24 protein-coding genes are annotated in these 26,480 nt (G+C 52.8%); 8 read left to right on the top strand and 16 right to left on the bottom strand.

Features of this window, described 5'->3' with window-relative positions:
* The first annotated feature begins 1 nt into the window (after position 1).
* A complete protein-coding gene (locus INP78_RS06955; protein ID WP_194741456.1) occupies positions 2–3,076 on the top strand; it encodes an efflux RND transporter permease subunit in 3,075 nt (1,024 codons plus the stop codon).
* A 676-nt stretch (positions 3,077–3,752) separates the two neighbouring features.
* Here the strand turns inward: INP78_RS06955 and lnt are convergent.
* The 6 genes from lnt to phoB all read right to left on the bottom strand — a co-directional run bounded on the left by lnt (position 3,753) and on the right by phoB (position 9,932).
* Positions 3,753–5,231 carry an apolipoprotein N-acyltransferase gene (lnt, locus tag INP78_RS06950; protein ID WP_194741455.1) on the bottom strand — a complete coding sequence of 493 codons (1,479 nt, stop codon included), beginning with the start codon at positions 5,229–5,231 and terminating at the stop codon, positions 3,753–3,755.
* A 10-nt stretch (positions 5,232–5,241) separates the two neighbouring features.
* On the bottom strand, positions 5,242–6,072 hold the full coding sequence (locus tag INP78_RS06945) for a ChbG/HpnK family deacetylase (RefSeq protein ID WP_194741454.1): 831 nt from the start codon (positions 6,070–6,072) through the stop codon (positions 5,242–5,244).
* Positions 6,073–6,080: 8 nt separating this feature from the next.
* Positions 6,081–6,455 (bottom strand): GtrA family protein, encoded by a 375-nt coding sequence (locus INP78_RS06940; RefSeq protein ID WP_194741453.1) that lies wholly within the window; start codon positions 6,453–6,455, stop codon positions 6,081–6,083.
* Between the two features lie 8 nt (positions 6,456–6,463).
* Positions 6,464–7,441 (bottom strand): glycosyltransferase family 2 protein, encoded by a 978-nt coding sequence (locus INP78_RS06935; protein WP_194741452.1) that lies wholly within the window; start codon positions 7,439–7,441, stop codon positions 6,464–6,466.
* A gap of 47 nt (positions 7,442–7,488) precedes the next feature.
* On the bottom strand, positions 7,489–9,117 hold the full coding sequence (locus INP78_RS06930; protein WP_194741451.1) for a hypothetical protein: 1,629 nt from the start codon (positions 9,115–9,117) through the stop codon (positions 7,489–7,491).
* Between the two features lie 110 nt (positions 9,118–9,227).
* On the bottom strand, positions 9,228–9,932 hold the full coding sequence (gene phoB, locus INP78_RS06925; protein ID WP_019883356.1) for a phosphate regulon transcriptional regulator PhoB: 705 nt from the start codon (positions 9,930–9,932) through the stop codon (positions 9,228–9,230).
* Positions 9,933–10,085: 153 nt separating this feature from the next.
* Between phoB and INP78_RS06920 the strand changes: the two genes are divergently transcribed.
* The 3 genes from INP78_RS06920 to nusB are packed head-to-tail and all read left to right on the top strand — an operon-like array spanning position 10,086 to position 12,781.
* Positions 10,086–11,762: an OFA family MFS transporter gene (locus INP78_RS06920; RefSeq protein ID WP_194741450.1), complete on the top strand. Its 1,677-nt coding sequence runs from the start codon at positions 10,086–10,088 to the stop codon at positions 11,760–11,762.
* Positions 11,763–11,822: 60 nt separating this feature from the next.
* Complete coding sequence (ribH, locus tag INP78_RS06915; protein WP_194741449.1) at positions 11,823–12,272, top strand: 6,7-dimethyl-8-ribityllumazine synthase; 450 nt, start codon at positions 11,823–11,825, stop codon at positions 12,270–12,272.
* A complete protein-coding gene (nusB, locus tag INP78_RS06910; protein WP_194741448.1) occupies positions 12,269–12,781 on the top strand; it encodes a transcription antitermination factor NusB in 513 nt (170 codons plus the stop codon). Before ribH ends, nusB begins: the two co-directional genes overlap by 4 nt.
* Before the next feature lie 88 nt (positions 12,782–12,869).
* On the opposite strand, the gene INP78_RS14690 is transcribed toward nusB, so the two are convergent.
* The 7 genes from INP78_RS14690 to INP78_RS06875 form a co-directional block, all read right to left on the bottom strand.
* Positions 12,870–12,959 carry a PEP-CTERM sorting domain-containing protein gene (locus INP78_RS14690; protein ID WP_368667976.1) on the bottom strand — a complete coding sequence of 30 codons (90 nt, stop codon included), beginning with the start codon at positions 12,957–12,959 and terminating at the stop codon, positions 12,870–12,872.
* A gap of 92 nt (positions 12,960–13,051) precedes the next feature.
* Positions 13,052–13,345 (bottom strand): hypothetical protein, encoded by a 294-nt coding sequence (locus tag INP78_RS06900; protein ID WP_194741446.1) that lies wholly within the window; start codon positions 13,343–13,345, stop codon positions 13,052–13,054.
* Between the two features lie 223 nt (positions 13,346–13,568).
* Positions 13,569–14,312 (bottom strand): UDP-2,3-diacylglucosamine diphosphatase, encoded by a 744-nt coding sequence (locus tag INP78_RS06895; RefSeq protein WP_194741445.1) that lies wholly within the window; start codon positions 14,310–14,312, stop codon positions 13,569–13,571.
* A 3-nt stretch (positions 14,313–14,315) separates the two neighbouring features.
* Positions 14,316–14,810, bottom strand: coding sequence for a peptidylprolyl isomerase (locus INP78_RS06890; protein ID WP_194741444.1), 495 nt, complete (start codon positions 14,808–14,810; stop codon positions 14,316–14,318).
* A gap of 45 nt (positions 14,811–14,855) precedes the next feature.
* Positions 14,856–15,425 carry a peptidylprolyl isomerase gene (locus INP78_RS06885; RefSeq protein WP_194741443.1) on the bottom strand — a complete coding sequence of 190 codons (570 nt, stop codon included), beginning with the start codon at positions 15,423–15,425 and terminating at the stop codon, positions 14,856–14,858.
* On the bottom strand, positions 15,425–16,672 hold the full coding sequence (locus tag INP78_RS06880; protein ID WP_194741442.1) for a L,D-transpeptidase family protein: 1,248 nt from the start codon (positions 16,670–16,672) through the stop codon (positions 15,425–15,427). The genes INP78_RS06885 and INP78_RS06880 overlap by 1 nt, the downstream gene beginning before the upstream one ends.
* Positions 16,673–16,773: 101 nt before the next feature.
* Positions 16,774–17,868, bottom strand: coding sequence for a tetratricopeptide repeat protein (locus INP78_RS06875; RefSeq protein WP_194741441.1), 1,095 nt, complete (start codon positions 17,866–17,868; stop codon positions 16,774–16,776).
* A gap of 261 nt (positions 17,869–18,129) precedes the next feature.
* Here INP78_RS06875 and cysS point away from each other — a divergent pair, with 261 nt between their 5' ends.
* Positions 18,130–19,488, top strand: coding sequence for a cysteine--tRNA ligase (gene cysS, locus INP78_RS06870; protein WP_194741440.1), 1,359 nt, complete (start codon positions 18,130–18,132; stop codon positions 19,486–19,488).
* Positions 19,489–19,530: 42 nt separating this feature from the next.
* Entirely contained in the window at positions 19,531–20,757 is a 1,227-nt protein-coding gene (argJ, locus tag INP78_RS06865; RefSeq protein ID WP_194741439.1) for a bifunctional glutamate N-acetyltransferase/amino-acid acetyltransferase ArgJ, read from the top strand.
* Positions 20,758–21,466: 709 nt separating this feature from the next.
* Here argJ and arfB read toward each other — a convergent pair.
* Both arfB and INP78_RS06855 read right to left on the bottom strand, forming a co-directional pair.
* Complete coding sequence (gene arfB, locus INP78_RS06860) at positions 21,467–21,868, bottom strand: alternative ribosome rescue aminoacyl-tRNA hydrolase ArfB (protein ID WP_194741438.1); 402 nt, start codon at positions 21,866–21,868, stop codon at positions 21,467–21,469.
* A complete protein-coding gene (locus INP78_RS06855) occupies positions 21,865–23,817 on the bottom strand; it encodes an ATP-dependent DNA helicase (protein ID WP_194741437.1) in 1,953 nt (650 codons plus the stop codon). Before INP78_RS06855 ends, arfB begins: the two co-directional genes overlap by 4 nt.
* Positions 23,818–24,002: 185 nt before the next feature.
* On the opposite strand from INP78_RS06855, the gene INP78_RS06850 reads away from it, so the two are divergent.
* Complete coding sequence (locus INP78_RS06850) at positions 24,003–24,557, top strand: C40 family peptidase (protein WP_194741436.1); 555 nt, start codon at positions 24,003–24,005, stop codon at positions 24,555–24,557.
* 22 nt (positions 24,558–24,579) lie between these two features.
* On the opposite strand, the gene INP78_RS06845 is transcribed toward INP78_RS06850, so the two are convergent.
* Positions 24,580–24,876, bottom strand: coding sequence for a SelT/SelW/SelH family protein (locus INP78_RS06845; protein WP_194741435.1), 297 nt, complete (start codon positions 24,874–24,876; stop codon positions 24,580–24,582).
* A gap of 174 nt (positions 24,877–25,050) precedes the next feature.
* Here INP78_RS06845 and INP78_RS06840 point away from each other — a divergent pair, with 174 nt between their 5' ends.
* Positions 25,051–26,478, top strand: coding sequence for a S41 family peptidase (locus INP78_RS06840; protein ID WP_194741434.1), 1,428 nt, complete (start codon positions 25,051–25,053; stop codon positions 26,476–26,478).
* Positions 26,479–26,480 lie beyond the last annotated feature (2 nt).

The raw sequence follows: 26,480 nt of genomic DNA, 5'->3' as shown, positions 1-26,480 counted from the left end.
CATGCTCAATTGGCTCATAGAAACCTCGCTCAAGCAAAGGTTGCTCATCTGCGTCTTTGCCATCGGCTTGCTCTTCGCTGGCTGGACCGCGTATCAAACCATCCCGATTGATGCGTTCCCGGACGTGTCCTCGACCCAGGTCAAAATCATCATCAAATCGCCCGGCATGACGCCGGAAGAAGTCGAGGCAAGGATAACCGCGCCGATTGAAGTCGAGATGCTGGGCATCCCCAAGCAGACCAGTTTGCGCGCAGTAGCCAAATACGCACTGACCGACATCACCATCGACTTTGAAGACGGCACCGATATTTACTGGGCGCGCCAGCAGGTCACCGAGCGGCTCAACAATGCCTGGCCTAACCTACCCAGCCAAGTCTCCGGCGGCATCGCGCCGATGACCACGCCGCTGGGCGAGATGTTTATGTTCACCATTGAGTCAGACACGCTAAGCCTGCAGGAAAAACGCTCCCTGCTCGACTGGGTGATTCGCCCGCGTTTGCGCACGGTGCCTGGTGTCGCTGACGTCAACGCGCTGGGCGGCTTAGTGCGCAGTTTTGAGATCGTGCCCGACAATGCGAAATTGCAGGCGCGTGGCATTGCCCTCAGTGAATTGCAGCTAGCGATCAGCGACAACAACCACAACGATGGCGCAGGTCGCCTGCAAGACGGTGAAGAGTCCTTGCTGGTGCGTGCCGAAGGCGCCTTCAAAACACTGGATGATGTACGCAACACTGTCCTCAAAGGCCATCAAGGTAGCCCGGTACGCATAGGCGATGTGGCTGAGGTGCGCATCGGCGCCTTGACGCGTTATGGCGCCGTTAGCCGCAATGGCAAAGGTGAAGCCGTCGAAGGTCTGGTGTTGGGCCTGCGTGGCGCCAACGCGCGGCAAGTGGTGGAAGGCGTACGCGCCAAACTGGCCGAAATGGCGCCCGCATTGCCCAAGGGTGTGAAGATAGAAGTCTTTTACGACCGCGGCAACCTGGTAGAACAGGCCGTGCACACCGTCAACAAAGCGCTGATGGAAGCGGTCGTGCTGGTGCTGGTGTTACTGGTATTGTTTCTGGGCAACCTGCGTGCCGCGCTCACCGTCGCCTGCGCGCTGCCACTGTCCATGCTGGCAACGTTCTGGCTGATGCAGCGCTACGGCATGTCAGCTAACCTGATGTCATTAGGCGGGCTGGCAATTGCCATCGGCATGCTGGTCGACTCTGCCGTGGTGGTGGTAGAAAACATCGTCGACCATCTGGCGCATGCGCAAAAAACGCCTGAGCAAAGCAAACTCAGCATTATCCTCGCCGCCATGCGTGAAGTCAGCGTGCCGGTCAGTGCCGGTATCGTGATTATTATTACAGTGTTTTTACCCTTGCTCACGCTGCAAGGGCTGGAAGGCAAACTGTTTGCCCCAGTGGCGCTCAGCATCATGTTTGCACTCGGTTCCTCATTGCTGCTGTCGCTGACTATCATCCCAGTGCTGGCATCGTTCCTGATCCAGGACCATGCCGCTGAAGACCCATGGTTAATCCGCCACCTCAATCGCTGGTACGCCCGCAGCCTGAGCGCCACCATGCAACACAAACGCCCGGTGTTACTGGTGGCCGCCACTCTGCTGGCGCTCACAGTGGTCGTCTATCCACTCATCGGCAAAACCTTTATGCCAACCATGGATGAAGGCGATGTCATTATCGGTACCGAAAAACTGCCATCCATCGCACTGGCGCAAAGCGTGGCCACCGATAGCCATTTACAGCAAACCCTGTTGCAACAAGTGCCTGAGATTAAGGGTGTGTATTCGCGAGCAGGTTCGGATGAACTGGGGCTGGACCCGATGGGCGTCAACCAGACAGATAATTTTCTGGTGCTCAAGCCGCGCGCGCAATGGCTGGTGCCGGACAAAGCCGCGCTGATCGAAAAACTGCGGCACGTCATGCAAAGCGTGCCTGGCTTGGATTACAACTTTACGCAACCGATCGAAATGCGCGTCAATGAAATGATCCTCGGTGTGCGGGGTGACCTGGCGCTGAAAATCTTTGGCACCGACCTCAACGTACTTAACCAGAAGGCGCATGAGATTATCAAGGTGCTGGAATCGGTGCCCGGTAATCAGGATGTTTACACCCCGCAAAACAGTGGCGTGCAATACCTGCAAATCCGCATAGACCGTGTCGCCGCCGGCAGGCTGGGCCTCAGTGTGGCCGACATCAATGCCTTGCTACAAAGCCAGCTTGAAGGCAAATTGTTAGGCATCGTGCTCGAAGGGACCCGCCGCACGCCCATCTTGCTTCGCGGCAGTCAGGTCGTACGCGAATCCGCCTCCGACTTCAGCCAACTCATGCTGGCGCTCCCGCAAGGCGGCACCGTGCCGCTTTCCAGCGTCGCCCATGTTGTGCGAGAAGAAGGCCCGGTCAAAATAGACCGCGAACGTGGCAACCGCATGGTCGTCGTCACCGCCAACGTCAAAGGCCGTGACCTGGTGAGTTTTGTCGAAGAAGCCAAGCAAAAAGTCGAGCAACAAGTCAAACTACCCGAAGGCTACTGGCTCAAATGGGGCGGTCAGTTTGAAAATCAGCAACGCGCCGCGGCACGCCTGAGCATCGTCATCCCGATCGCCATTGCCCTCATCGCCCTGCTGCTATTTATGACTTTTGGCTCGCTGCCTAAAGCGCTGCTGATACTGGCTAATATTCCGTTTGCCATGATAGGCGGCGTCTTTGCACTGTGGCTGTCAGGGGAATATTTATCTGTACCCGCCTCGGTTGGTTTTATTGCCTTGCTAGGCATCGCCGTGCTCAATGGCGTGGTGATGGTGAGTCATTTTCAGCAGTTGGCAGCACAAGGCATGGCGGCGAGCAAGATTGCTTATGAAGGCGCCAAACGACGCCTGCGGCCCGTGCTGATGACGGCTAGCATCACCGCGTTTGGGTTGATTCCGTTGCTGTTTGCTACGGGACCAGGGGCGGAGATTCAACGGCCATTGGCGATTGTGGTGATTGGTGGGTTGATTACGGCAACGTTCTTGACACTGTTTGTATTGCCGATTTTATATCAGCATTTTTTTGGTAAAGAGAGAGTGGATTAAATGAGAAAGTAATTCTTTGGAGCTTTAGAATGGTGCGCTAAACAAATACCTTTTTCGCCTGTTGGCGAGTCACTTTCTGGTGCTTGTCCCCCAGAAAGTAACCAAAGAGGACGACACCCAGCCATCACGGCCTTCGGCTCCCTTGCGTTGCTCAACAAAATAAGCCGGTCACGAAACTCGCCCTGACAAGCCACACACTTCGTGGCTTGTTGCGGAGCTCACACAGTCGCTCCCTCTACTCTTATTTTGTTTCCGCTACTCAGCGTGATGAATGGGATTTATCTCATTTAAGTAGCAGCGTGGAAATTTGGACGGTTAAAAAACCATATTCTGTTTTATTGAATTAGCTAGCGGTTGCAGTCGCATGGTGTTCGGGGTCCCCATCTGACGCGCCGAGTAGCGCAGGCAAAATAAGGAAGAAGGGAGCGACTGTTCGAATCCCGCAGTAGCTCACGTTTTGTGTGAGCTACCAGGATGAGTTTCGTGACCGCTTATTTTGACGAGCAACGCAGGAATCAAGCGGAAGCTGGGGTGTCTTGTTCTTTGCCTTCTTTCTTATGGACAAGCATAAGAAAGAATGGTCGCCGAAAAGGCGAAAGGCAACCTAACAAACAACCACAACCGCGTGGGCATCGATGCCCACCCTACAATAACTTACAACCACAAACCTAAAGAATTACCTTCTCAGCCAAATCCAAAACAACCCACCAACACTCAACACCAGAAACGCCCAGTTCCCCCACCACACATAAGGCGTCTGCCCACGATAACTCTGCGCATTCCCGGTCAAGACCACCGCCTCATCATGTGGCGCATGTTGAATTACCTGCCCGTTTTTATCAATAATGGCCGTCGCCCCGGTATTGGTGCTACGCAACACCATGCGTCCGGTTTCTATCGCACGCACCTGGCTAAACTGCATATGCTGATCCGCCGCAAACGATTGGCCATACCAGGCATCGTTGCTGATATTCACCAGCAACTCTGCTTGCGGCAGTTGTTGTGCAATTTCTTCGCCAAATACGTCTTCGTAACAGATGTTGACGCCGACTTTTTGCCCGGCGATGAGCAGTGGTTTTTTAGAGGTACCGCGCGATAAATCACTCAGCGGCATATGCAGCCAGTCGCGGTAAATCCAGCCGAACACGCTTTTGAGTGGAATAAATTCGCCGAAAGGCACCAGGTGGCTTTTGGAATAGGATTGGTTGGGTGACGCGCCGAGACTGATAGCGCTATTAAAGTATTCACCCTGCTTACTTTCTACGACACCGACCAGCAAATCGCCTTGCTGTTTTTGTGCGTGTTGTTTCAGTGCATCGAGGTACACAGGGGCAAGCTGTTCAAGCAATACGGGTAACGCGGTTTCCGGCAGGACGATTAACTGCGCGTTGGCTTGCTGCACCATGTCGAAATATTGACGTAATGTCTGTTCGGCATGCTCGGGCGACCATTTGATGGTTTGGCTGATATTGCCTTGCAACAAGGCCACACTGACTGACTTGCCGACAGGCTTGGTCCACGGCACCTGGGTAAGCGCACTGCCACTGATGAGCAAAATCAACAGGACAACTGCGACGCGCAAACGCTGACCAGAGCTAGCCACTGCGACCAAACAGGCCGCAAACAGCATCACCAGCGCAGAGACGCCATAGACACCCAGCACGGGTAAGAACCCTGCCAATGGGCTGTCTGGTGCCTGCGTATAGCCTAGCGTTAACCAGGGGAAGCCGGTGAAAATCCAGCTACGCACCCAGTCTGACAACGCCCACAACAGCGGTGCGGCCCACAACAAATACCGCAATCGCTTGGCCAGGTAACCGGCAAGTGCCGGAAACAGCGCCATAAATGCACACAGGCACAAGGTGGCAAACCCGGCAAACCACCAGGGCATGCCGCCAAAGATATGCAGACTGATGTAAATCCAATAGATGCCAAATCCATACAGGCCGAGACCGAAGGCCAGGCCCAGTTTAAAGACCTGTGCAGGTGTGGCCGCCTGTTGCCATAAGTAAAGCAGCACCGCCAAGGTGAGCCAGGGCAGCCAGAACAAACCATAGGGCGCAAAACCAAATACGCTAAGCGCGCCTATCAATAGTGCCACTGTGGCGCGTTGCCACATGGGGGCATGACTTGCCCAGGCCTGAACAAAACTCAATGCGACCCTTTCACGATGCGCCTTTAACAGCTTGTATATCCGCCATGGTCAGCCAGGCAGAAAAGTCGGCCGACTGCATGACTTGCCATTCAATCATCCTGGCGATGGCGATTGGGTCATGCGGGTCGATGACTTGTGTCGGGCGTGCCGGATGGCACATCAGGACGGGGGGCAGGTCTTTTTCAGGGATGTCCAGTTGCTTGAGTTGTCTGGCCCAGTGTAACCAACGCGCCTGATAGGCTGCGGCATCCCCCTGGAAATCATATACGCCCAATAATATGGGTGACACACGGAACCCGGCCGCCGCAGCCAGTTGCTTCAGCTTTTCTGCCCCCAGCCAATGGATGATACGCGCCTTGAGACCACTGCCAACCGGGGGACTGGATATGCGCAACCATGGCCGCTTAGCCGGGGCCAAGTGGCTGTATCGATGTTGCAAAATGGTGAGCAGTGCCTCACGGATGATGGGCAGCTGATGGACGTGTAAATGGCCATCAATATAATCTGGCGGCGTATGTAACGCATCTTCAAACGCATCCAGCTGTTGCTTGATATTGGCCATCACGGTTTGTGTGCTGAGCAAGCCAGTTAAGCTACGTACCACCAGCACGGGATGAGAGACTCGCATGCTACGCGAAAACTGGGTGAAATCGAGATGCAGGCCAAGGTCTGCCTTGATGCGCAATTGCGGGGTGAGCTGCCGCGCACTCTCTGGCCAGCGTGGACTCAGCGTCATGCAAGAGGTGGCGGTTAATATCCCGCGCTCAATCAGCGTCAGGATAGCGGCATCAATCGCGGCCGACTGGGCATAGTCATCTGCACAAATAATCACCTTAGCCATACAACGCCTTAATCATGCTGAAAAGCCCAGAAACGGCTCAGCAACCAGGTGCTGACCGCAATCAACACCATCACCACACCAAGCACAAACCAAAAAGGCAATGGCGTATAAGTTAACGCCAGCCACAACAAGGCCTGGTTGCCAAAAAAGCCAAGCAAGGCCACGGCCAGAAATTTGAAAAAGGCAGCCACATGGCTGGCCTGTGTGCCACGAAACGACCAGCGGCGATGCCCAATATAACTCACGGGAAAGGCGCATAAAAAGCCTAGCCAATTCGCCCCTGCAGGCTGCCAGCCCCAGGCGTGTGCCAGCAATGCCACAACATAATGCACGGCCGCCGCCAGTGCACCGACGCTGACAAACCCTAAGACCGAGGCGCGCATATCAACACTCAGGGCTGGCGCCTCGTTGCGACAGGCGCAACGACTTCAGCCACAATATAAGGCGGACGGCCTTTGACTTCGTCATAGACGCGGGCGAGGTATTCGCCAAGCACACCAATAAACAGCAGTTGCACACCAGCGAAGAACATCATGCTGGCCACCACCGTCGGCCAACCAGGCACAGATTCATGGAAAAACAAGGCATCAATCACCACCACGGCGCCATAGGCAAATGCCAACAAGGCAAGTGTGGCACCGGTTAAACTGGCCAGGCGCAATGGCAAGACCGAGAAACTGGTAATGCCCGTCCACGCCAGGGCAATCAATTTGAGTTTTGAATAAGCACTCTCGCCATGCAAACGTGGCAAAGGCGTATAAGGAATGCCGATGGACTTGTAGCCGACCCAGGCATAAATGCCTTTCATAAAACGGTTACGCTCAGGCAAAGCGCACAAAGCATCCACCACCGCGCGGTTCATCAGGCGGAAATCACCCGCATCACGCGGGATTTCAACATGGGTACTGGCGCTCATCATGCGGTAAAACAGGCGCGAACCCCATAATTTAAAGGAAGACTCCTGCTCACGGTCCTGGCGCACGGCATACACCATGTCATAGCCTTCACGCCACTTTTCCAGCATGGTAAACATGAGCTCTGAAGCATGTTGGCCATCCGCATCCATGCAGATAACCACGTCACCTTTGGCATAACTCAGGCCAGCGCTAATGGCGTTTTCTTTGCCAAAGTTACGCGAAAACCTGACCAAAGTGACATGGCACTCTTCCACCAGTGACTGCACCACCTGTGAGGTCTGGTCACGGCTGCCATCATCGACCACTACCATATCCCAATGCGGTGACATCTGCTGCAACACGCTACGGATATTTTGCAGCGTATGTGCAATGTTTTTTTCTTCATTGTAAGCAGGCACCATCACCGTGATATGCGGCTGGGCGGTAGGGCGGTGAGCGTCAACAGTAGTCATGGTCATCAGGTTAGCAGGTTCGGTGCGGTTATTGTAGTGGATTGGCGCTAGTTTTTAGCCGGGGTGGCCAGACGGTCAGCCCCTTGTAATTGGCGACGATCTTTAATCACGGCCAGCCACATGCCCTGCCGCTGCACCCCCCCAACCAGCTTGCCCTTCATGACCTCATGGCAATGCATATTGGTGGTGGACAGGAAAAAGTCGGCCTCTTCCCAACGGCGGGTGACGCTAAAACGGCCATCCAGGTAAGGTTCGATTTGCGGGGTATCCACACAAGCGGCCACCCAGTAGGGTTTGTCACGCGCAGGCAAAGGCATCTCGGTGAGTTGATCGGTGGCGGCACGTAAGGCGCTCGACCAGTAATCGCCCTCCCACTTAAACTGGGCCTGCGTTTGATCCCCTGCCAGGCGGTTGAGTCTGGTGTATTGGTATGGATGCAGTTGCACAATATCGACCAGCGTCACCAGCATCAGGCCAGCCATCACGCCCGTCCAAATCGCTTGATAAGCCACTCGCGCCTGTAATTTGCTAGTGGCCAATGCCTGCCACACGGCCACAATAGTCCAAGCGGAGAAAATCGCCAGCAAAGGCAACAAAAAGGTAAAGTGGCGCACGCCGTTATAGAGTGCTGGCCGGTCATCCATCACAAAAACGAGCGGGAATAAGATGCCCATCAACAAAGTGTACATGACCATACGTGTAGACTGATCAGCCAGGCGCAGAGCTGGTCGGCACGCTAACCACATCACGGGCAGGCTGACAATGCCCAACAAAGCCGCCTCTGGCAATTTGACTGCCAGGTATTGGAACAGGTAGCTGCGAGGCACTTCGCTGATGTTGTAGACCACGCCATTGGCAATGGTCTGCATATTAAAGTCAAAATGCGAGAAGGACTTGGCTGCTTCCAGCAGGTTGTCCGGCTCAATCACACTCCACGGCCAGCACATTGCCATAAAGACAAACGCCAGCACGGCGGCAGGCAGCAAAACAACCACCATACGCAGTAAGCGCGACCAGATCGGGGTGCGTTCAGATCTATGGTCGAGCAAGACCCGAGTAAGCACCAGCAACACCAGATAAATCACGGCAAAAGCGCCGCCGACGCGCAAGCCCAAGGCGCCGCCGACCGCGAACCCCAGCAACACAATGGCTTTACCACTGACGTTTTCCATATCACGCACCACCAGCGCGGTGGCATACAGTGCCCATAACATGCAGGTGGCAAACGGCACATCTTTGGTATGCGTAAACATGGTGCCAGACCATGACACGGTGAGGAACAGCAGCGTCATCGCCAGCAACGCCAGACGCTCACCGCCCAGCAAATGCGCAAACCTGGAGACGCCGTAAAAACCCAGCAGGCCAAACAAAGCCGAAAGCAAATGGCGAATATCCCAGATCATGATCGGGATATAGGGGTCCAGCGCAGCGGCAATGATGTCAAACAGACCGCCGTAAAGGTAGAGATTGCGGTAGTGAAAAGCGTCCTGGTCTTTAAAGCCGGACTGATACCAGTCGAGCAGCATCTGGCCGTAAGTATGCTGCACATACTCGTCGTTGCTGATGCCATGCTGGCGGAACGTGAGGGCTACCCAAAGGATGAGCGCCAGCCAAAAGAAACGTATCAACCAGCGATACGTGGCAGCTGAGCAAGCTTGGGTAAAAAGGTGTTTCATGGGCTATTTAATCGTGAAAAATCAACACGCGCAAGCGTATCACGACACCCTGCCTGAGGATAGAGCGCGACCCCTGTCACGCTCAAATAAATCTGGGCAAAACTGCCAGATTAATTACCGGGATCGGTATGTACCGAGAAGCGATAACCGGAACCACGCACGGTCTGGATCATTTCTTCATGCTTGGAAGCCACTAGTGCATTGCGCAAGCGGCGAATATGCACGTCCACCGTACGGTCTTCGACGAACACACGGTCACCCCAGACTTTATCCAGCAATTGCGTACGGCTATGTACGCGCTCAGGATTGGTCATAAAGAAGTGCAGCAACTTAAACTCGGTTGGGCCCAGTGGAATATGCACATTATGGCCAGTCACGCGGTGGGTGGTCGGGTCTAGGTGCAACCCGGCAATTTCAATCGGATCATCCGTCATTTGCGGTGCACGTCTGCGCAACACCGCCTTGATACGCGCATTCAACTCGCGAGGACTGAACGGCTTGGTCACATAATCATCGGCGCCGACTTCCAGGCCGCGTACTTTATCAAACTCGTCGCCACGGGCGGTCAGCATGATAATCGGCACTTCTTTGGTCAGGCTGTCTGATTTCAGGCGACGCGCAAACTCAATGCCGCTCATGCCTGGCAACATCCAGTCCAGCAAGATCAGGTCTGGCATGGTTTCACGTAATAGCATTTGCGCATGTTCAACGCTGGTGGCACGGATCGCATGATGCCCCGCTTGTTTGATATTCAACGCCAGCAATTCCTGGATCGCCGGTTCGTCTTCTACCACCAAAATGTTCGCTGCAGCCATGACACTCCCTTTAAGCAATTTGAGATCAAAGTATTGATTGAATGCTCGCCAGTTTATGAATGAATTATGACATTTTAATGACAACATCACATAAATTTAATTTTGCTGTTATTGCCTTTTAAAGCAAATTGTAACAAGATGTAACGCACAAAAATGAAGGGGTTTTTAATCTTGCTTAATCTTTCCAAAGAACATATCACCGCCGGCAACCATTTCAATCGCTGGCTGGTACCACCGGCAGCACTGGCAGTCCATCTTTCTATCGGCATGGCTTATGGCTTCAGCGTCTTCTGGAAACCGCTGGGCAACGCGCTCACTGGGCCAGATGGCAAACCAGTCGCCGCCTGCGCCGCAGGGGCCAGTACCTTTGCCGACAAACTGGCAGGCACCGCCAAAGCGCTGACCGCTACGGATTGCAACTGGACCCAGTTTGACCTCGGCTGGATGTATACCTTATTTTTTGTGCTGCTGGGCTGCTCAGCCGCCGTCTGGGGTGGCTGGCTGGAACGTGCTGGCCCACGCAAAGCAGGCCTGGTGGCCATGCTTTGCTGGTGCGGCGGCCTGCTGATTTCGGCGCTCGGCGTCTATCAACACCAACTGTGGATGATGTGGCTGGGGAGTGGCGTCATTGGCGGCATCGGCCTCGGGCTGGGCTATATTTCACCCGTGTCTACCCTGATCAAATGGTTTCCTGATCGTCGCGGCATGGCCACAGGCTTGGCGATCATGGGCTTTGGCGGTGGCGCCATGATAGGCTCACCACTGGCCACCAAACTCATGAGCATCTTCGCCACACCAACCGCCCCCGGCGTATGGCAAACCTTCGTCGTACTGGCCCTGATTTATGCCGTGTTTATGACCTGCGGCTCATTGGGTTATCGCGTGCCAGCCGCCAACTGGAAACCGGCTGGCTGGACACCGCCTGATACCCAGCACAACCGCCTGGTCGCCACGCGCCATGTGCACCTGAAAAATGCGCACAAAACACCGCAATTCTGGTTACTGTGGCTGATTCTGTGCATGAACGTATCTGCGGCGATTGGCATTATCGGTGCGGCAGCCCCCATGTTGCAGGAAACATTTGGTGGCGTATTGATTGGCCAGCCCACGCTTGGCTTTGCCGACATCAAGGCTGACGAAGCCCTCACAGCCGCTGCCGCAGCGGTAGGCGCCGGATTTGTCGGGCTGATTTCACTGTTTAATATTTTTGGCCGTATTGGCTGGGCCACTTCGTCAGACAAACTGGGCCGTCAAACAACTTACTTCATCTTTTTTGTCCTCGGCATCATGATGTATGTTTGCGGTACTTACGCAGCAAATCATCATCAACTGGCCTTGTTCCTGCTGGTGTTCTGCATCATCGCCTCGATGTACGGCGGCGGCTTTGCCACGATTCCGGCTTATCTGGCTGACTTGTTCGGCACGCAGTTTGTGGGGGCCATCCACGGCCGCCTGCTCACTGCCTGGTCAACCGCAGGCATCCTGGGGCCAGTGATTGTGAACTACCTGCACGATGTACGACTGGAAGCCAATGTTCCCTATGCCGATATTTATGCGCCTATCTTTATGACGCTGGCGGCCTTGCTGGGTGTCGGCTTTGTAGCCAACCTGCTGGTACGGCCGGTCGCTGACAAATACTTTATGTCAGATAGCGAATTGGCAGCAGAACAAAGTGGCGGCAAAAAAACCGCCAGCGAGACCACTAGCGCCGCTCAAAATGACCAGAAAACGCCTGGCATCTTGGTGAAACTGGCATGGCTGGCAGTGCTGATTCCCATCAGCTACGGCATCTGGATGACAGTACAAAAAGCCTGGTCACTATTCGCATAATCCGTAACGTAGCCGTTTGGGTTAAAATAGCGGTTTATGTTTTAACCCACGGACGCACAAGTGAACAAAATTGCTAAAAACCTGGACGGTAACGGTAAAAAAATCGGTATCGTCCTCTCCCGTTTTAATGAAAATATTGGCGCTGGCTTGCTACAGGCCTGCGAACAAGAACTGCTCAAACTGGGCGTAAACGCTGAAGACATCACTCTCGCTACCGTGCCTGGCGCACTGGAAACCCCCTTGATCCTGTTGCATATGGCGATGACTGAAAAATACGATGCCTTGATCGCGCTGGGTGCCATCATCCGCGGCGAGACCTACCATTTCGAAGTGGTTTCCAATGAGTCTGCGCGCGGCATTTCAGAAGTACAACGCGACACCGGCGTGCCAGTTGCCAATGCGATTCTCACCACAGAAAATGATGAGCAAGCTGAAGTGCGCGTCGCGGTAAAAGGCGCTGAAGCCGCCCAGGCCGCGATTGAAATGGCGAATTTAGTGAGCGCACTATGAGTGAGGATAAATCAGCGGGGAGTGAAGATAAAGCAGCGGTGAGCCAGGAAAAATCGGCGCCAGCCAAAAGCAAAGGCAGCAAAAACCGCCGCAAATCACGCGAATTGGCGCTGAAAGCGCTGTACCGCAACCGCATGAATGCGGGCGATGTGAAACAACTGCGCCTGGATAGCCTGGACGACCCTGATTACTTCAAGGCCGATGAAACCTACTTCAAGCAATTACTGACTGGTGTGTTGGATCACACCGCCGATATTGACGCCATGATCAGCCAGTTTATTGACCGCCAGCTAGAAGAGTTGAGCCCGATTGAGCATGCCATCTTGCGCATTTCCGGCTACGAGCTCATGTTTGATGTCAGCATCCCTTACCGCGTGGCGATCAACGAAGGGGTTGAATTGGCCAAAGCGTATGGCGGCATTGATGGCCACAAATACATCAACGGTGTGCTGGATAAAATTGCCGCACAAGCACGGCCTCATGAGTTTGGCCAGCAAACCAAAAGATAATCATGTGCTTGTGCTAGGGCATGTCATTTGCCTGGCTGCAAAAAACCCCGTGCTCAATGTACGGGGTTTTTTACTTCATTCGCAAATGCTACTTTTGTGAGCTTTTATACTGCCTGAGCAAACCGACCATCAACAAACCGGAGAGAAGCATCGCATAAGTCTGCGGTTCGGGCACCATCGTAGGTGACGTAACAACGGTGTTTCCAGCACCATCCAGATAATCGTAAGACCAACTAATGATGTCCGTTTTAGAGATACCAATCACAAATTTTAGGTCTCCATAATAGCTATCCCCTTGAAAAAAACCGATCCAGCATTGCTACCAGTAGTCCAGCTGGCTGGTGTGACTGACATCAGTGTCAGGGCGGTAGGATCTGTTTTGACTTGCACATGAAAGCTGGTAATAGGATCACTGTCTGGCACGTCAAGGTTAAAGATACAATTACCCGCGCTGTTGCAAGAAAACGTCGTGTGAACGTTTTTCTGTTCAAAAGCCTGCGCATTAACACTGGCGACGAGCAGGCTCAGAGGGATGGCAATGTGTTTAAGGTTGAAGTGACGCATGGAGTGCTCCTCATTCTCAAAAGGGTGATTGTGATGGATGCGTCTTAAAGTGGCCAACGCAAGCCAAACCCCACTTTAATTAAAATAAATTTACAATTCAAATAAAACCAACATGCGTAGTTAGGCGACTATCCAATTGTTGTTTATCTGCAGCAGAGGTTTGCAAGCCATGCGCTGTCACCAATACAGCGCTGCAATACTTATGTATCTTGATGGGATGGTATTAGCTTAAGGTGAGTGTTTGTAGCTCGCAGGATGCATGATTGATGTTTGCAACGACTGCGGTGTCGTGCCAGTCTCCAAGCACCACCCGCTCGCACTGATAACCGTCCACAGTCAGCGGGTGACGGCCTGGCCGGTGAGTGTGTCCATGCAACAGCACATCCGGGTAGTCATATGCGCGCAACTGGGCGACCACGGCCTCCGCGTTGACATCCATAATATCCATGGTTTGTACGGCTTTGTTCTGCGCGCTGGTGCTACGTGCCTGCGCGGCAAATGCCAGCCTGGCGGCCAGCGGCTGGCTAAGAAAAGCCTGTTGCCATTGCGGGCTGCGCACTTGTGCCCGAAACTGCTGGTAGGCAACATCGTCAGTGCATAACGCATCGCCATGGCTCAACAAAATGCGTTGACCGCCCAACTCCAGCAACGCCGGGTCAGGCAGCAATTGCAAACCGCAGGCTTGCGCAAAGCCCTCACCGATTAAAAAGTCGCGATTACCATGCATCAAGTACAGTCGCACGCCTTGTGCCGACAAGGCACGTAGCGCCTGAACGATAGGCACAAACTCGGCGCCATGTTGCGGGTCAGCGAGAATATCATCCCCTACCCATACTTCAACAAAATCACCAAGGATATACAGCGCCTCTGCCTTGGCCACCTCGGTGCGTAACCAATGCAAAAAAGCCTGCGTTACCGCAGGCCTTTGCGCACATAAGTGCAGATCAGAAATGATCCAGGTGGTCATGCCTTAGGCAACCACCACAGCTTTTTCGATGATCACAGGTTCTACTGGCACGTCTTGGTGACCAGCACGGCTGGTAGTCGGTACGGCTTTGATTTTATCAACGATATCCATGCCTTCAACCACTTTACCGAACACACAGTAGCCCCAGCCCTGAGTCGTTGGTGCAGAGAAGTTGAGGAAATCGTTATCTTTCACATTGATAAAGAATTGTGCAGAAGCAGAGTCAGGCACCATGGTACGCGCCATGGCCAAGGTGTATTTGTCGTTGGACAAACCGTTATCAGCCTCATTTTTGATGGTAGCATCCGTTGCTTTTTGCTTCATGTTGGTGTCAAAACCACCACCTTGAATCATAAAGTCATTGATCACGCGATGAAAAATTACGCCATCATAAAAGCCTTTTTCAACGTAGCTTAAAAAGTTTGCCACGGTAATCGGGGCTTTTTCTGCGTTCAGTTCGATCGTAATATCGCCAAAGTTGGTAGTCAGTTTGACCAAAATATTCTCCGTTTATTGAGGATGATGATAGTGATTTGCTAACAGTTACTTGCTAGTCACTATCGATGCACGTTTAATGATGACCGTCCGAATCGGCACATCCGAAAAGCCGCGTTGGTTGCCTGTTGGCAAATTACTGATTTTAAACACGACGTCCATACCAGACACCACTTTACCAAAGACACAGTAACCAATCCGGTCTGGTTCCGGGCCACCGTAATCAAGAAACTGGTTGTCGGCCACATTGACAAAAAACTGGGCCGTAGCCGAGTTGGGGTCCGGGGTACGCGCCATGGCAATGGTGCCGGTCTGGTTCACCAGGCCATTACCAGCCTCGTTCACCACGGGTGCACGCGTTGGTTTCTCTGTCAGCTCGCGATCAAAGCCACCGCCCTGAATCATGAAACGGCCGATCACGCGATGAAAAATGGTATTGGTATAAAAACCATCTTTCACATACTGCAAAAAGTTTTCAACCGTTTTAGGCGCTTTATCAGCATATACCTCAACGGCAAAATTACCCTGATTGGTTTCAAACAGCACTTGCGTTGCCGCATTGGCCATACCCACAGCGGCCAACAGGCAACACCCTAACATCCAAGACAACACTCGCATCAAGCTGATCCTTCGTACAAAATTTTCCATTCACCGTTTTCCTGCACCCAGTACTGTCGTTTTTTCATGACATTACGCAAGGCAGCGCTCACATATTCCTGCTCAAAATCTACGACCACCATGTTGCGCTTGGAGTTCGGATAAGTGAACATACTCACTTCAGACAAGTTGACACTCACCTTGGGCTTCGCCGCCTGAATCTGTCGCTTGTAGCTAGACCATCTGGACAAATCGCCTTCAGAATAGAAGAAATCGCTGGTGTAATGAGACAGGTAAGCATCGGTCTTTTGCGCGGCCCAATCTTTACGCCATTGCTCAATCGCCGATTTCAACGCTGCTTTATCACGGTCCTGATTGCGCACAGAATCAGGATTCACCCACTGAAAGTTAACGCCAATTACGACTGGCGTATTGCCTGCCTGCAACACTTCCTGCAAGGCTTTCATGTCCGGGTTAGACAGCACCACACAACCATCACTGGCACGCGGTGGGCGGCTGTAGGTATCGCGAGGCGTGCCATGAATCCAGATGCCAGAGCCGGTTTTACGCTCGTAGCTATCAATTTCATTAGGATAATTCAGTGGATAGGCAGCATCGCCATACAAGTCAGGCAAAGGGCGATTGAGTTTGCGCGAGGCAAAATAGACACCGATAGGCGTGCGTTTGTCACCCTGGTCTTTTTTACCAATCCCGTTTTTACCGATGGTGACATAGTAGTCGGCAATATAGCGCAACACATCGCCCTCGCCTTTTTCATACACATACAGGCGGGAACGCGCGGTATCTACAAACAAGACGTGGCTTTGCTTTTCAGACAGTTCAACCAGCATATTCGGCTGGGTCAGGCCGCGATTACGGTCAAAGTAATTGCGGATACGGATTTCAGCTTCTTCTTTGAAATCCTGGATACGGGTGACATCTGCCGTATTCGCATCACCAAAATTGTTTAAGATCCTGGCTTTGGCAGAGAGTAAATCACCGTGAATCAGGTGCGCGAGGGCAAAGTTGGGAGAGATCGTCAGCAACTGGTCTACGTAATCCAGCGCCTGTTGCAAACGGCCTTCTTTAATCGATTGCAGAGTTTGCACCAGCATGCGTTCAACCGCATTGGTGTTTTTGTTTTGGACGAACAAACGCGCGGTCAACGCTTCATGGTTAACCGCGGTTGCATTCCAAGGCAATAGCGCAGCACTGACAAACGCAATATAGCAGTACTTTCTTAAACTCCTCATACCGATATTATACATTTGTTTAATTAAAATCTTGCGTGCTTAACCTGCCAAATTCGCCCCTAATTGAGCGTTTTTGACAGGCATACCGCCGGTCAGGGCGGTGATTAAAACGTAGCTTAGAACTTACCGACGCGCTCTTGTTGAATCAACCAGCGACCACCTTCTTTGACCAGATTCAGCGTCTTGTTCGAGTTTGCATCCAGACCTGTTGCTTTATACATCTGGCGGAATGTCACTTTGGCTGCGCTATCACTCTCCATCTTGACTGACAGATTGCTCAGCTTGACCGAAATCTTGCTTGGGCGGCTCACACGGTCACGGCGGGTAGACTCCCACTGTTTGCGCGATTCGCCACCAGGCGTTTTAAACTCTTTGGCGTAGCTATCCAGATACTTGTCTACATTTTGCGCAGCCCAAGCATCCGCCCATGCATTCACTGCATCAAGCACTGCACGTTCCTGATGGTTAGCAGCCGACTTCTCTTCTACTGGCTTAGATTCAACCACCGCAGGCTTTTTGGTCTCTACTACCGGCGGCACAACAGCAGCGGACGGCGTTGGTGTCACAGCAGCTTGTGTCGCTGGCGGATTCACTGGTGCAGGATTGGCTGGTGTAGTCACCGCTGGCGTCGTAGCTGCTGGCGCAGGCGGCACCGTCGTTGTCGTACGCGCCACAGTGCGCTTACCGCCAAACAAATCGGTAATCATCGCCAGCTTGCTTTGCGCCCGGCTATTGGAAGTGTCTAATTTCAGCGCCTTGTCATATGCTTCTGATGCCAGGCGCGCATAAATATCGCCCAGATTTTCATGCGCAGTGGCGTAGCTTGGATGCGTCTTGATCGCAGACTCCAGCGCCTTTCTGGCTTTGTCATACTGGCCCTGGTCTGCGTACAACACAGCCAGGTTGTTATATGGCTCAGGCAAGTTAGGATATTTTTCAGTGAGCTCGGTAAAGGATTTGATCGCATCATCACGCTTGCCCAATTCCACCAGAATGACGCCGCGCATAAACATGGCCTCAGCGTTTTTAGGGTTGGCAGACAAGTAAGTATTCACACGCTCCAGCGCGGCAGCCTGATTGCCCTGTTCGGACAGCTGGTTAATTTCTCGCAGCTCCACATTGGTTTGGCCCGCCAAAACAGAATGAGACAAGGTGACCTGGCTTAAAAGGACACCCAACACCAGCAAAGATTTTTTTAATGTTGCGTTCATGAGTTTATTACCTGAGCAATCGTTGATTTTAGCAGTATGTTATACTTGGATTGTACAAGAGACAGTGCGCGTTTAGGTGATTATTACGCGATGATTCAGCACCAATTTGTGTCCTGCGGGCTTACCTGACAACAAACGATCAAGCAATGGCAACCCTCGCCGACACCAAAAGAACAAGCACCATGCGTGTTAACATAAATTAAACACTACAATATTTCTGCTAATTTTATCACGCCTTCATCCTTTTTACATTTCGTTAGCATGTTAAAACTACACAACACCCTTTCCCGCAGCAAGCAAGTCTTCCAGCCCATCACAGAAAAAACAGTCAGTATGTACGTCTGCGGCATGACCGTCTATGACTTCTGCCACCTGGGCCACGCGCGCGTTATGGTCGTGTTTGATATGGTTGCCCGCTGGTTTCGCGCCAGCGGCTACAAAGTGACTTATGTACGCAACATCACCGATATTGACGACAAAATCATCAAACGTGCTAACGAAAACAACGAAAGCATCCAAAGCCTGACCCAGCGCTTTATTACTGCGATGGACGAAGACTCGGCCAAACTCGGCATTATCCGCCCGGACCTTGAGCCGCGCGCCACCGAACACGTGCAAGGTATGCTCGACATGATCAGCCAGCTCATCGAAAAAGGCTTTGCCTACCAGGCCAGCAATGGCGATGTGTTTTACAAAGTGCGCAGTTTTAGCGACTACGGCAAACTGTCCGGCAAGTCACTGGAAGACCTGCGCGCCGGTGAGCGCGTGGATGTCGATAACCACAAACAGGATCCGCTGGACTTTGTATTGTGGAAATCGGTCAAGCCTGGCGAACCTTACTGGGAATCGCCCTGGGGCAATGGCCGCCCGGGCTGGCACATTGAATGTTCAGTCATGAGCGCCGCGCACCTGGGGCAGCATTTTGACATCCACGGCGGCGGCCAGGATTTGCAGTTTCCGCACCACGAAAACGAAATCGCCCAATCCGAAGCCACGCACGGCTGCACCATGGCCAACTATTGGATGCACAACGGTTTTATCCGTGTCGATGACGAAAAAATGTCCAAGTCGCTGGGTAACTTCTTTACTATTCGTGAAGTGCTGGAGCAATACGACCCAGAGGTCGTGCGCTTCTTTATTCTACGCGCACATTACCGCAGCCCGCTCAACTACTCAGACAAACACCTGGACGATGCCAAAGCCTCTTTGACACGCCTGTATACGGCATTGCGTGGCATTGAAATCACCGACAGCGCCATAGACTGGGCCTTGCCACAAGCAGCCAAATTCAAGGCCGCCATGGATGACGACTTCAATACACCTGAAGCGATTGCCGTATTATTTGAACTCGCCAACGATTTAAACAAAGATAAATCCGCTGCCACTGCCGCATTATTGAAACAATTGGCTGCGATTATCGGCTTGCTACAACGCGACCCAGAAAGCTTTATGCAAGGTGAAACCAGCAGCGAGCTGGATATTGAAGGCCTGATCGCAGCACGTATTGCCGCCAAAACTGCTAAAAACTATGCCGAAGCAGACCGTATCCGCAAAACACTGGCCGATGCAGGCATCGTATTAGAGGATACTGCGCAAGGCACCACCTGGCGCCGCGCCTGATTTATAAAAACACCATTCTTTTGAAAAACTGAAGGAAAACGGATGCCCGTTAAACTGTCTGCTCCCACCGCCGAAGCACTGCTGCCTGTCAAAGGCGTACAACTAGGTTTTGCCCAGGCACATATCCGCAAACCCAACCGCAAAGACGTACTGGTGATCACCGTGCCTGAGGGCAGTAGCGTGTCTGGCGTATTCACACTCAACCGTTTTTGCGCAGCACCAGTGACGGCCTGCAAAGAGCATTTGCAACTGAATAAAGGCATCCGCGCCCTGTTGGTGAATACCGGTTGCGCTAACGCAGGCACGGGCCAGCAAGGCCTGGACGATGCACGCGCCAGCTGTATCGGGGTCGCACAGGCGTTGAACATTAGCCCAGAGCAAGTGTTGCCATTTTCTACCGGCGTGATTCTGGAAACGCTGCCGATGGAAAGATTGCTGGCAGGCATCGCCCCGGCAGTAGCCAACCTGCAGGAAAACAACTGGCTGAATGCCGCTGAGGCGATTATGACCACCGATATTGTGGCCAAAGGCACGTCACGCACGCTGACGATTGATGGCAAGCAAGTCACCATCACGGGCATCAGTAAAGGCTCAGGCATGATCCACCCAAACATGGCCACCATGCTGGGTTATATTGCCACCGACGCCGCCATCAGCCAGGCCGCGCTAGACAGCATCATCCAGCACGCCGTGAATAAATCATTTAACTGTATTACAGTCGACGGCGACACCAGCACTAACGACAGCCTGATCTTGATGGCCACCGGCCAGGCGGGCAATTCGACAATTAACGAACAAAGCGCGGACTTTGCCACTTTGCGCGACGCCTTAACCGATGTCGCCACCGAGCTGGCACAAGCCATCGTACGCGACGGCGAAGGCGCCACCAAGTTCATGACCATTCAGGTTGAAGCCGGCAAAGATGCAGAAGAATGCCGCAAAGTGGCCTATGCCATCGCCCACTCCCCGCTGATCAAAACAGCCTTCTTCGCCTCTGACCCTAACCTAGGCCGCATTCTGGCCGCGATTGGTTATGCAGGCATTGACGATTTAGACGTTACCACCATGCAGTTGTATTTGGGCAATGTGTTGGTGGCTGAAAAAGGTGGCCGCGCAGAGAGCTATGTTGAAGAACAAGGCGCAGCGGTGATGAAGGAAAGTGACATTTTAGTACGCGTGGTGCTGAACCGCGGCAATGCGGATGCCACAGTATGGACCTGCGATTTTTCTTATGATTATGTGAAGATTAATGCGGATTACAGATCGTAATGCGCAAGTAACCAGCCTACTTTAAATCACTGAAAAGCCACTTTGACGCCTAGTCGTTTGAGTGGCTTTTTTATTTCGCCTTGTTGGCGAGTTACTTTTTTTGCTTGCCCCAAAAAAGTAACCAAAAAGAGGGCACCCAGCCATCACGGCCTGCGGCTCCCTTGCGTTGCTCAACAAAGTGGGCGTCCATCGAAACTCGCCCTAGCAGCTTGCAAAAGACGCAAGCCACCGCGGGATTCAGACAGTCGCTCCCTCTACTCTTATTTTTGTCTCCGCTACTCAGCGTGATGGAATGGGATTATTCGCGCCAAACTTGCACCGTAGCAATTTGGACGGTTAAAAACCAGATTCTTTTATTAAAGTTATCGATGGTTGCAGTCGTATGGTGTTCGGGGTCCCCATCTGACGCGCCGAGTAGCGCAGACAAAATAAGGAAGAAGGGAGCGACTGTTCGAATCCCGCAGTAGCTCACGTTCTGTGTGAGCTACTAGGTTGAGTTTCGTGACCGCTTATTTTGACGAGCAACGCAGGAATCAAGCGGAAGCTGGGGTGCACTTTCTTTTGGTTACTTGTTCTTTGGGCAAGCAAAGAAAAGTAACTCGCCTAAGGGCGAAACGTAACCTAACAAACAACAAAATCCGCGCGAGCATCAATCCCCACCAGATAATTCTGACGATGAATATAGCCAAGAAATCGAAGAATTACCTTCTCAATCATCCCCAACCACTCTCCCCCGCCCCTGCTTCACCACCCCACGTTGCAACTTCCCCGCCACCCGACGTTTTTTAGACGCCAGCGTCGGCCTGGTCGCATAACGCACCGCATGCACATGACTGGCGGCATCTACAATCGCATGCAACCGCGCAATCGCATCGCGCTTATTAGCTTCTTGTGTGCGGTATTGCTGCGCTTTAATCACCAGCACACCTTCTGCGGTGATACGCTGGTCTTTGCTATGCAACAACCGGGCCTTGACCACGTCACTCAAGCTAGAGCTGTGAATATCAAAGCGCAGATGGATGGCTGAAGAGACTTTATTGACGTTTTGCCCACCCGCCCCTTGCGCACGGATGGCCGTGAGTGTGTATTCGTGGGCGGCGATCGTGATCATGCTTGCAGGGCGTTATTGATGTAAGTAAAAAAGTCATCCACCTCTTGCTGCACGCGGGTGCGCCTGAAGGGTGGCAGGCTTTGCCAGATACGTCGCCCGTAAGGTTTATCGACCAGACGTGGATCACAAATCATCAGCACGCCAAAATCCTGCTCGTCGCGAATCAGGCGCCCGGCACCTTGTTTGAGCGTGATCACAGCATAAGGTAGTTGATAGTCCATAAAGGCATTTTTGCCTTCGGCGTTCATTTTTTCGATGCGCGCAGAAAGCACCGGGTCGTCTGGCGGCGCAAATGGCAACTTGTCGATAATCACGCAGGACAAAGCCTCGCCGCGCACGTCCACCCCTTCCCAGAAGCTCTGCGAGCCCACCAGCACGGCGTTGCCGTGGGCACGGAATCTATCCAGCAACTCTGTCCGATTACTCTCGCCTTGCATGAGCAGCGGATAGTCCATGCCTTGCTCCTCAAATGCCTGCTTAAGTAGCGCATGCACTTCGCGCATGGCTTTGAGCGAGGTACATAACACAAAGGCCCGGCCGCGGCTGGCTTGCAACACCGGCAAACTCATGGCCGCCACTGCCGCCGTGTAGGCACTGCTATTCGGCTCGGGCATGCCGGAGGGCACGTAGAGCAAAGCCTGCTGGCCATAGTCAAAAGGGCTTTGCCAATGCTTGGTCTGTGCGGCCAACAAGCCCATCTGGCCTTGGTAGTGAGTAAAGTCACTTTTAACGGCCAGCGTGGCCGAGGTAAAAATCCAGGCGCGTGGCTGGGCATTGAGCTGTTTACCAAAGCCATCAGCAACACTAAGCGGCGTGGCGTGCAGTTGCACGCTTTGGCTGAACACCTCCACCCAGCGCACCAGGTTGGCATGGTTGCCTTTTAACCAGGCCTCCAGCAACGCCAGCAAGGCTTCGCCACGCTGCCAGCATTTTTCCAGCAAGGGGTCGCGGCCGGCTTGTGTTTCGAGCACCGCAGTCAGGGCGCTCAAGGTTTCCAGCAGGTGCTGATAGGCAGAATCAAAATTTTTTAATGCCTGCGCCTTTTGCACCGGCATGCGCGACCCTTCAAACTGGAAGACCAACCTGAAATCACGGCAGGCTTTCTCCAGCGGCGGCACGGCTTCACCCAGCGGCACGCAATCTTTGGCCAGCGTCAAGTAAGCCATCTGGCTATCGCGTGCCAGGTCCATCAATTGTGAGGTAGAAATATCTTCGCCAAAAAACAGCCCCGCCACTTCCGGCAGTTGGTGCGCTTCGTCAAACACCACGGTATTGGCACTCGGCAACAGCTCGGCCACGCCTTCGTCGCGCAGCATCACGTCGGCAAAAAATAGGTGATGGTTGACCACCACCACATCGGCAGCCAAGGCCTGCTTACGTGCCTCCATCACAAAACATTGCTTATAAAACTGGCAATCCTGGCCCACGCAGTTATCACGCGTGGAGGTCACTTGCTGCCACACGGTGGCTTGCTCTGGCACCTCGACCAGCTCGGCTTTATCGCCTGTCAGGCTGTGTTCGGCAAAGGTTTGCAAAATAGGAATATATTGCGCATCTTCGCGCGACTGAAAGCGGCCTTCCTGGCTGGCACGTTGCAAATGATAGTGGCAAATGTAGTTGGCGCGGCCTTTGAGCATAGCCACAGACACTGGCACTTTTAACGCTGCCCGGATCGCAGGCAGGTCGCGCTGGTAGAGCTGGTCTTGCAGCGTTTTGGTGCCGGTAGAAATAATCACCTTACCGCCAGACAATAAGGCAGGCACCAGGTAAGCATAGGTTTTACCGGTGCCGGTGCCCGCCTCAGCCACTAATTGCTGCTGCTGTTCGATGGCCTCTGCAATCGCCTGCGCCATTTCCTGCTGTTGCGGACGGCTACGGAAAGCAGGCATGGCCTGAGCGAGAGGCCCATTTTCTGAAAATACGGAACTGACTTGCTGCGATAAAGACATGCATGAATTATCCCACGAGCCACCATAAATCAGACAGGCTTTTTCAATAAATGCGTGGGTGCATGGCGGCAGAAACGGATTAAAAAAGCCCAAAAAACTTGCGCATGTTGTTAAAGTATGGCAAGGTTTAGGCCGTAGTCACTTCTGTGTCATCAAAAACCCTTTTCTCCAAGCCCTTGATTGTGATGAATAAATCGTTTATTCGGCTGGCTGCTTTACTAGTCAGCGCGTTGTTATGCCAATGTAAAAGCGTCGCCGCACCCGGCGATGATAAGCGCTGGCAAAACGCCTACAGTTACTCACAAGAGCAAGTGATGGAAAGCCAGTCCGGCATTGCGGGCTCTTGGTCAGAAAAAGTCGAAGAAATCATGATTCGCGCCTTGAGCCTGACCGGCGTCGACTATAAATACGGTGGCCGCAGCCCGGAAACCGGCTTTGATTGCAGCGGCTTTGTGCAATACGTGTTTAAACACGCCGCTCAAATTTCGCTGCCACCTTCTGCTCGCACCATTAGCGAAATGGGCAATACGGTTAAACGTGAAGAACTACAACCCGGCGACCTGGTATTTTTCAATACCTTAAAATCAGCGTTTTCGCATGTGGGCATTTATGTCGGCAACAATCAGTTTATCCACGCCCCCAGGGCAGGCGCTAAAGTCCGCATCGAAAACATGGACGAACGCTACTGGAGCACACGCTACAACGGCGCCAAACGGCTGGAAGTCGAAGCGTCAAAATAACGTCGCCACGTCACACAAACACTTACTCCCCTGCGCCTTTGACTGGCGTATCACTATGGCCCAGAGAACGTTCTGGATCAATCAGGTCACGAATCAACTGCTTTAACTCTTTGGACTCAGGAAACCGCCCTGCTTCTTTACGTGAGAAAATCACGGCACCATCGCACCGCACTTCAAGAATCCCGCCAGTGCCAGGCACCAGATTGACCGACTTTAAATCGCCATCAAACGTCGTCAGCAACTCCTGCGCCAGCCAGGCGGCGCGCAACAACCAACGGCACTGTGTACAAAACTCAATTTCTACGATAGGCTTTTGCATATTTCACTCTAAACATTTATTTGCGTGAAGAGTATAGTCAATTTTATTGAAATAGCGGAAAATGAACTTAACAGCGTTCTGTCCACTCTCTGCAAACAGGCTGTCATCAACAGATGCAACTTGACTCTTATTAAAGTAATATTCTTCGCTTAAATTGATCACACAAGGCATGGTATGCGTTCCAAATTAGAAAAATTCAGCTTGCTGGGTGCAGGCGTATTTGTAGGTATCCTGGTGAGCATCAACATTTCCGCCTGGGCAGACAGAACCTCCGTGTCGCAACTGCCCATAGACGAACTGCGCGTGTTTGCCGAAGTGTTCGCTAAAGTCAAATCTGACTACGTTGAGCCGGTTGAAGACAAAAAACTGATTAACGAAGCCTTGTCCGGCATGTTGCAAGGCCTGGATCCACACTCCACCTTTATGGACGCCGACGCTTACAAAGAGCTGCAGGCTGGCACACAAGGTGAATTTGGCGGCTTAGGCATTGAAGTCGCAATGGAAGACGGCCTGGTCAAAGTGGTCACCCCGATTGAAGACAGCCCAGCCTACAAAGCAGGCCTCAAATCTGGCGACCTGATCATGAAACTGGACGACACCCAGGTACGCGGCCTGACCTTGAATGATGCCGTAAAACGCATGCGTGGCACACCGGACACCAAAATCGTATTGACGGTGATTCGTAAAGGTGAGGACAAACCACTCACATTCACACTGACCCGCGCCATTATCAAATCACAAAGCGTAAAAAACAAATGGATTGAACAGGATTACGGCTATGTCCGTATTACCCAGTTCCAGGAACGTACGGGTGAAGACCTGGCCAAAGCCCTGAAATCGCTGCTGGCTGAAAACAAAAAACCACTCAAAGGTTTGGTACTGGACCTGCGCAACAACCCAGGTGGCTTGCTCGATGCGGCTGTGGGCGTGTCTGCGGCTTTCCTGCCTAAAGATGACCTGGTCGTTTATACAGAAGGCCGTGTGGTGGATTCAAAAATGCGTTTAAATGCAACACCGATGGATTACGCACGCCGCGGCAAATCAGACTACCTGAAAGACCTGCCTGAAGAGTACAAGTCTGTGCCTATTGTGGTGTTGATCAACGCAGGCTCAGCTTCAGCATCCGAAATTGTGGCCGGTGCATTGCAAGATCACAAACGCGCGACCATCATGGGCATCCAGAGCTTTGGTAAAGGCTCAGTGCAAACCATCTTGCCGATGAACAACGGCAGTGCGATCAAGCTGACTACTGCGCGTTACTTTACGCCAAATGGGCGCTCTATCCAGGCCAAAGGGATCGTGCCGGATGTGACCGTAGATGACGGCTCTGACCCAAGCCTGAGCTTGCACGAAGCCGACCTGAAACGTCACCTGTCTAACCCGACCGATGCTAAAGGCAATGCAGACAGTAAAGCAGCGGATGAAGCAAAAGCACGTGCTGCGGCTGAAAAACTGAAAGAAGAGAAGCATGCTGAAACACGCGGCCCGATTGAGCCTGCCAGCAAAGATGACTTCCAGTTTACGCAAGCCATGAACTTGCTTAAAGGCCTGCCAGTGCAAAAAGCACAAGAACCGGCTAAAGTAAGCACCGCCAAGCCATAACA

Source organism: Methylophilus sp. 14 (assembly GCF_015354345.1).
Classification (GTDB): Bacteria; Pseudomonadota; Gammaproteobacteria; order Burkholderiales; family Methylophilaceae; genus Methylophilus.
This window is presented reverse-complemented; position numbering and strand designations above follow the sequence as displayed.

Bases quoted from the DNA above. Each gene is read 5' to 3' on its own strand.
- INP78_RS06955 (WP_194741456.1), top strand. From the start codon at position 2: ATGCTCAATTGGCTCATAGAAACCTCGCTCAAGCAAAGGTTGCTCATC.
- INP78_RS06945 (WP_194741454.1), bottom strand. From the start codon at position 6,072: ATGGCTAAGGTGATTATTTGTGCAGATGACTATGCCCAGTCGGCCGCG.
- INP78_RS06940 (WP_194741453.1), bottom strand. From the start codon at position 6,455: ATGCGCGCCTCGGTCTTAGGGTTTGTCAGCGTCGGTGCACTGGCGGCG.
- INP78_RS06935 (WP_194741452.1), bottom strand. From the start codon at position 7,441: ATGACTACTGTTGACGCTCACCGCCCTACCGCCCAGCCGCATATCACG.
- INP78_RS06930 (WP_194741451.1), bottom strand. From the start codon at position 9,117: ATGAAACACCTTTTTACCCAAGCTTGCTCAGCTGCCACGTATCGCTGG.
- phoB (WP_019883356.1), bottom strand. From the start codon at position 9,932: ATGGCTGCAGCGAACATTTTGGTGGTAGAAGACGAACCGGCGATCCAG.
- INP78_RS06920 (WP_194741450.1), top strand. From the start codon at position 10,086: ATGAAGGGGTTTTTAATCTTGCTTAATCTTTCCAAAGAACATATCACC.
- nusB (WP_194741448.1), top strand. From the start codon at position 12,269: ATGAGTGAGGATAAATCAGCGGGGAGTGAAGATAAAGCAGCGGTGAGC.
- INP78_RS14690 (WP_368667976.1), bottom strand. From the start codon at position 12,959: ATGGTGCCCGAACCGCAGACTTATGCGATGCTTCTCTCCGGTTTGTTG.
- INP78_RS06900 (WP_194741446.1), bottom strand. From the start codon at position 13,345: ATGCGTCACTTCAACCTTAAACACATTGCCATCCCTCTGAGCCTGCTC.
- INP78_RS06895 (WP_194741445.1), bottom strand. From the start codon at position 14,312: ATGACCACCTGGATCATTTCTGATCTGCACTTATGTGCGCAAAGGCCT.
- INP78_RS06885 (WP_194741443.1), bottom strand. From the start codon at position 15,425: ATGCGAGTGTTGTCTTGGATGTTAGGGTGTTGCCTGTTGGCCGCTGTG.
- INP78_RS06880 (WP_194741442.1), bottom strand. From the start codon at position 16,672: ATGTATAATATCGGTATGAGGAGTTTAAGAAAGTACTGCTATATTGCG.
- INP78_RS06875 (WP_194741441.1), bottom strand. From the start codon at position 17,868: ATGAACGCAACATTAAAAAAATCTTTGCTGGTGTTGGGTGTCCTTTTA.
- cysS (WP_194741440.1), top strand. From the start codon at position 18,130: ATGTTAAAACTACACAACACCCTTTCCCGCAGCAAGCAAGTCTTCCAG.
- argJ (WP_194741439.1), top strand. From the start codon at position 19,531: ATGCCCGTTAAACTGTCTGCTCCCACCGCCGAAGCACTGCTGCCTGTC.
- arfB (WP_194741438.1), bottom strand. From the start codon at position 21,868: ATGATCACGATCGCCGCCCACGAATACACACTCACGGCCATCCGTGCG.
- INP78_RS06855 (WP_194741437.1), bottom strand. From the start codon at position 23,817: ATGTCTTTATCGCAGCAAGTCAGTTCCGTATTTTCAGAAAATGGGCCT.
- INP78_RS06850 (WP_194741436.1), top strand. From the start codon at position 24,003: ATGAATAAATCGTTTATTCGGCTGGCTGCTTTACTAGTCAGCGCGTTG.
- INP78_RS06845 (WP_194741435.1), bottom strand. From the start codon at position 24,876: ATGCAAAAGCCTATCGTAGAAATTGAGTTTTGTACACAGTGCCGTTGG.
- INP78_RS06840 (WP_194741434.1), top strand. From the start codon at position 25,051: ATGCGTTCCAAATTAGAAAAATTCAGCTTGCTGGGTGCAGGCGTATTT.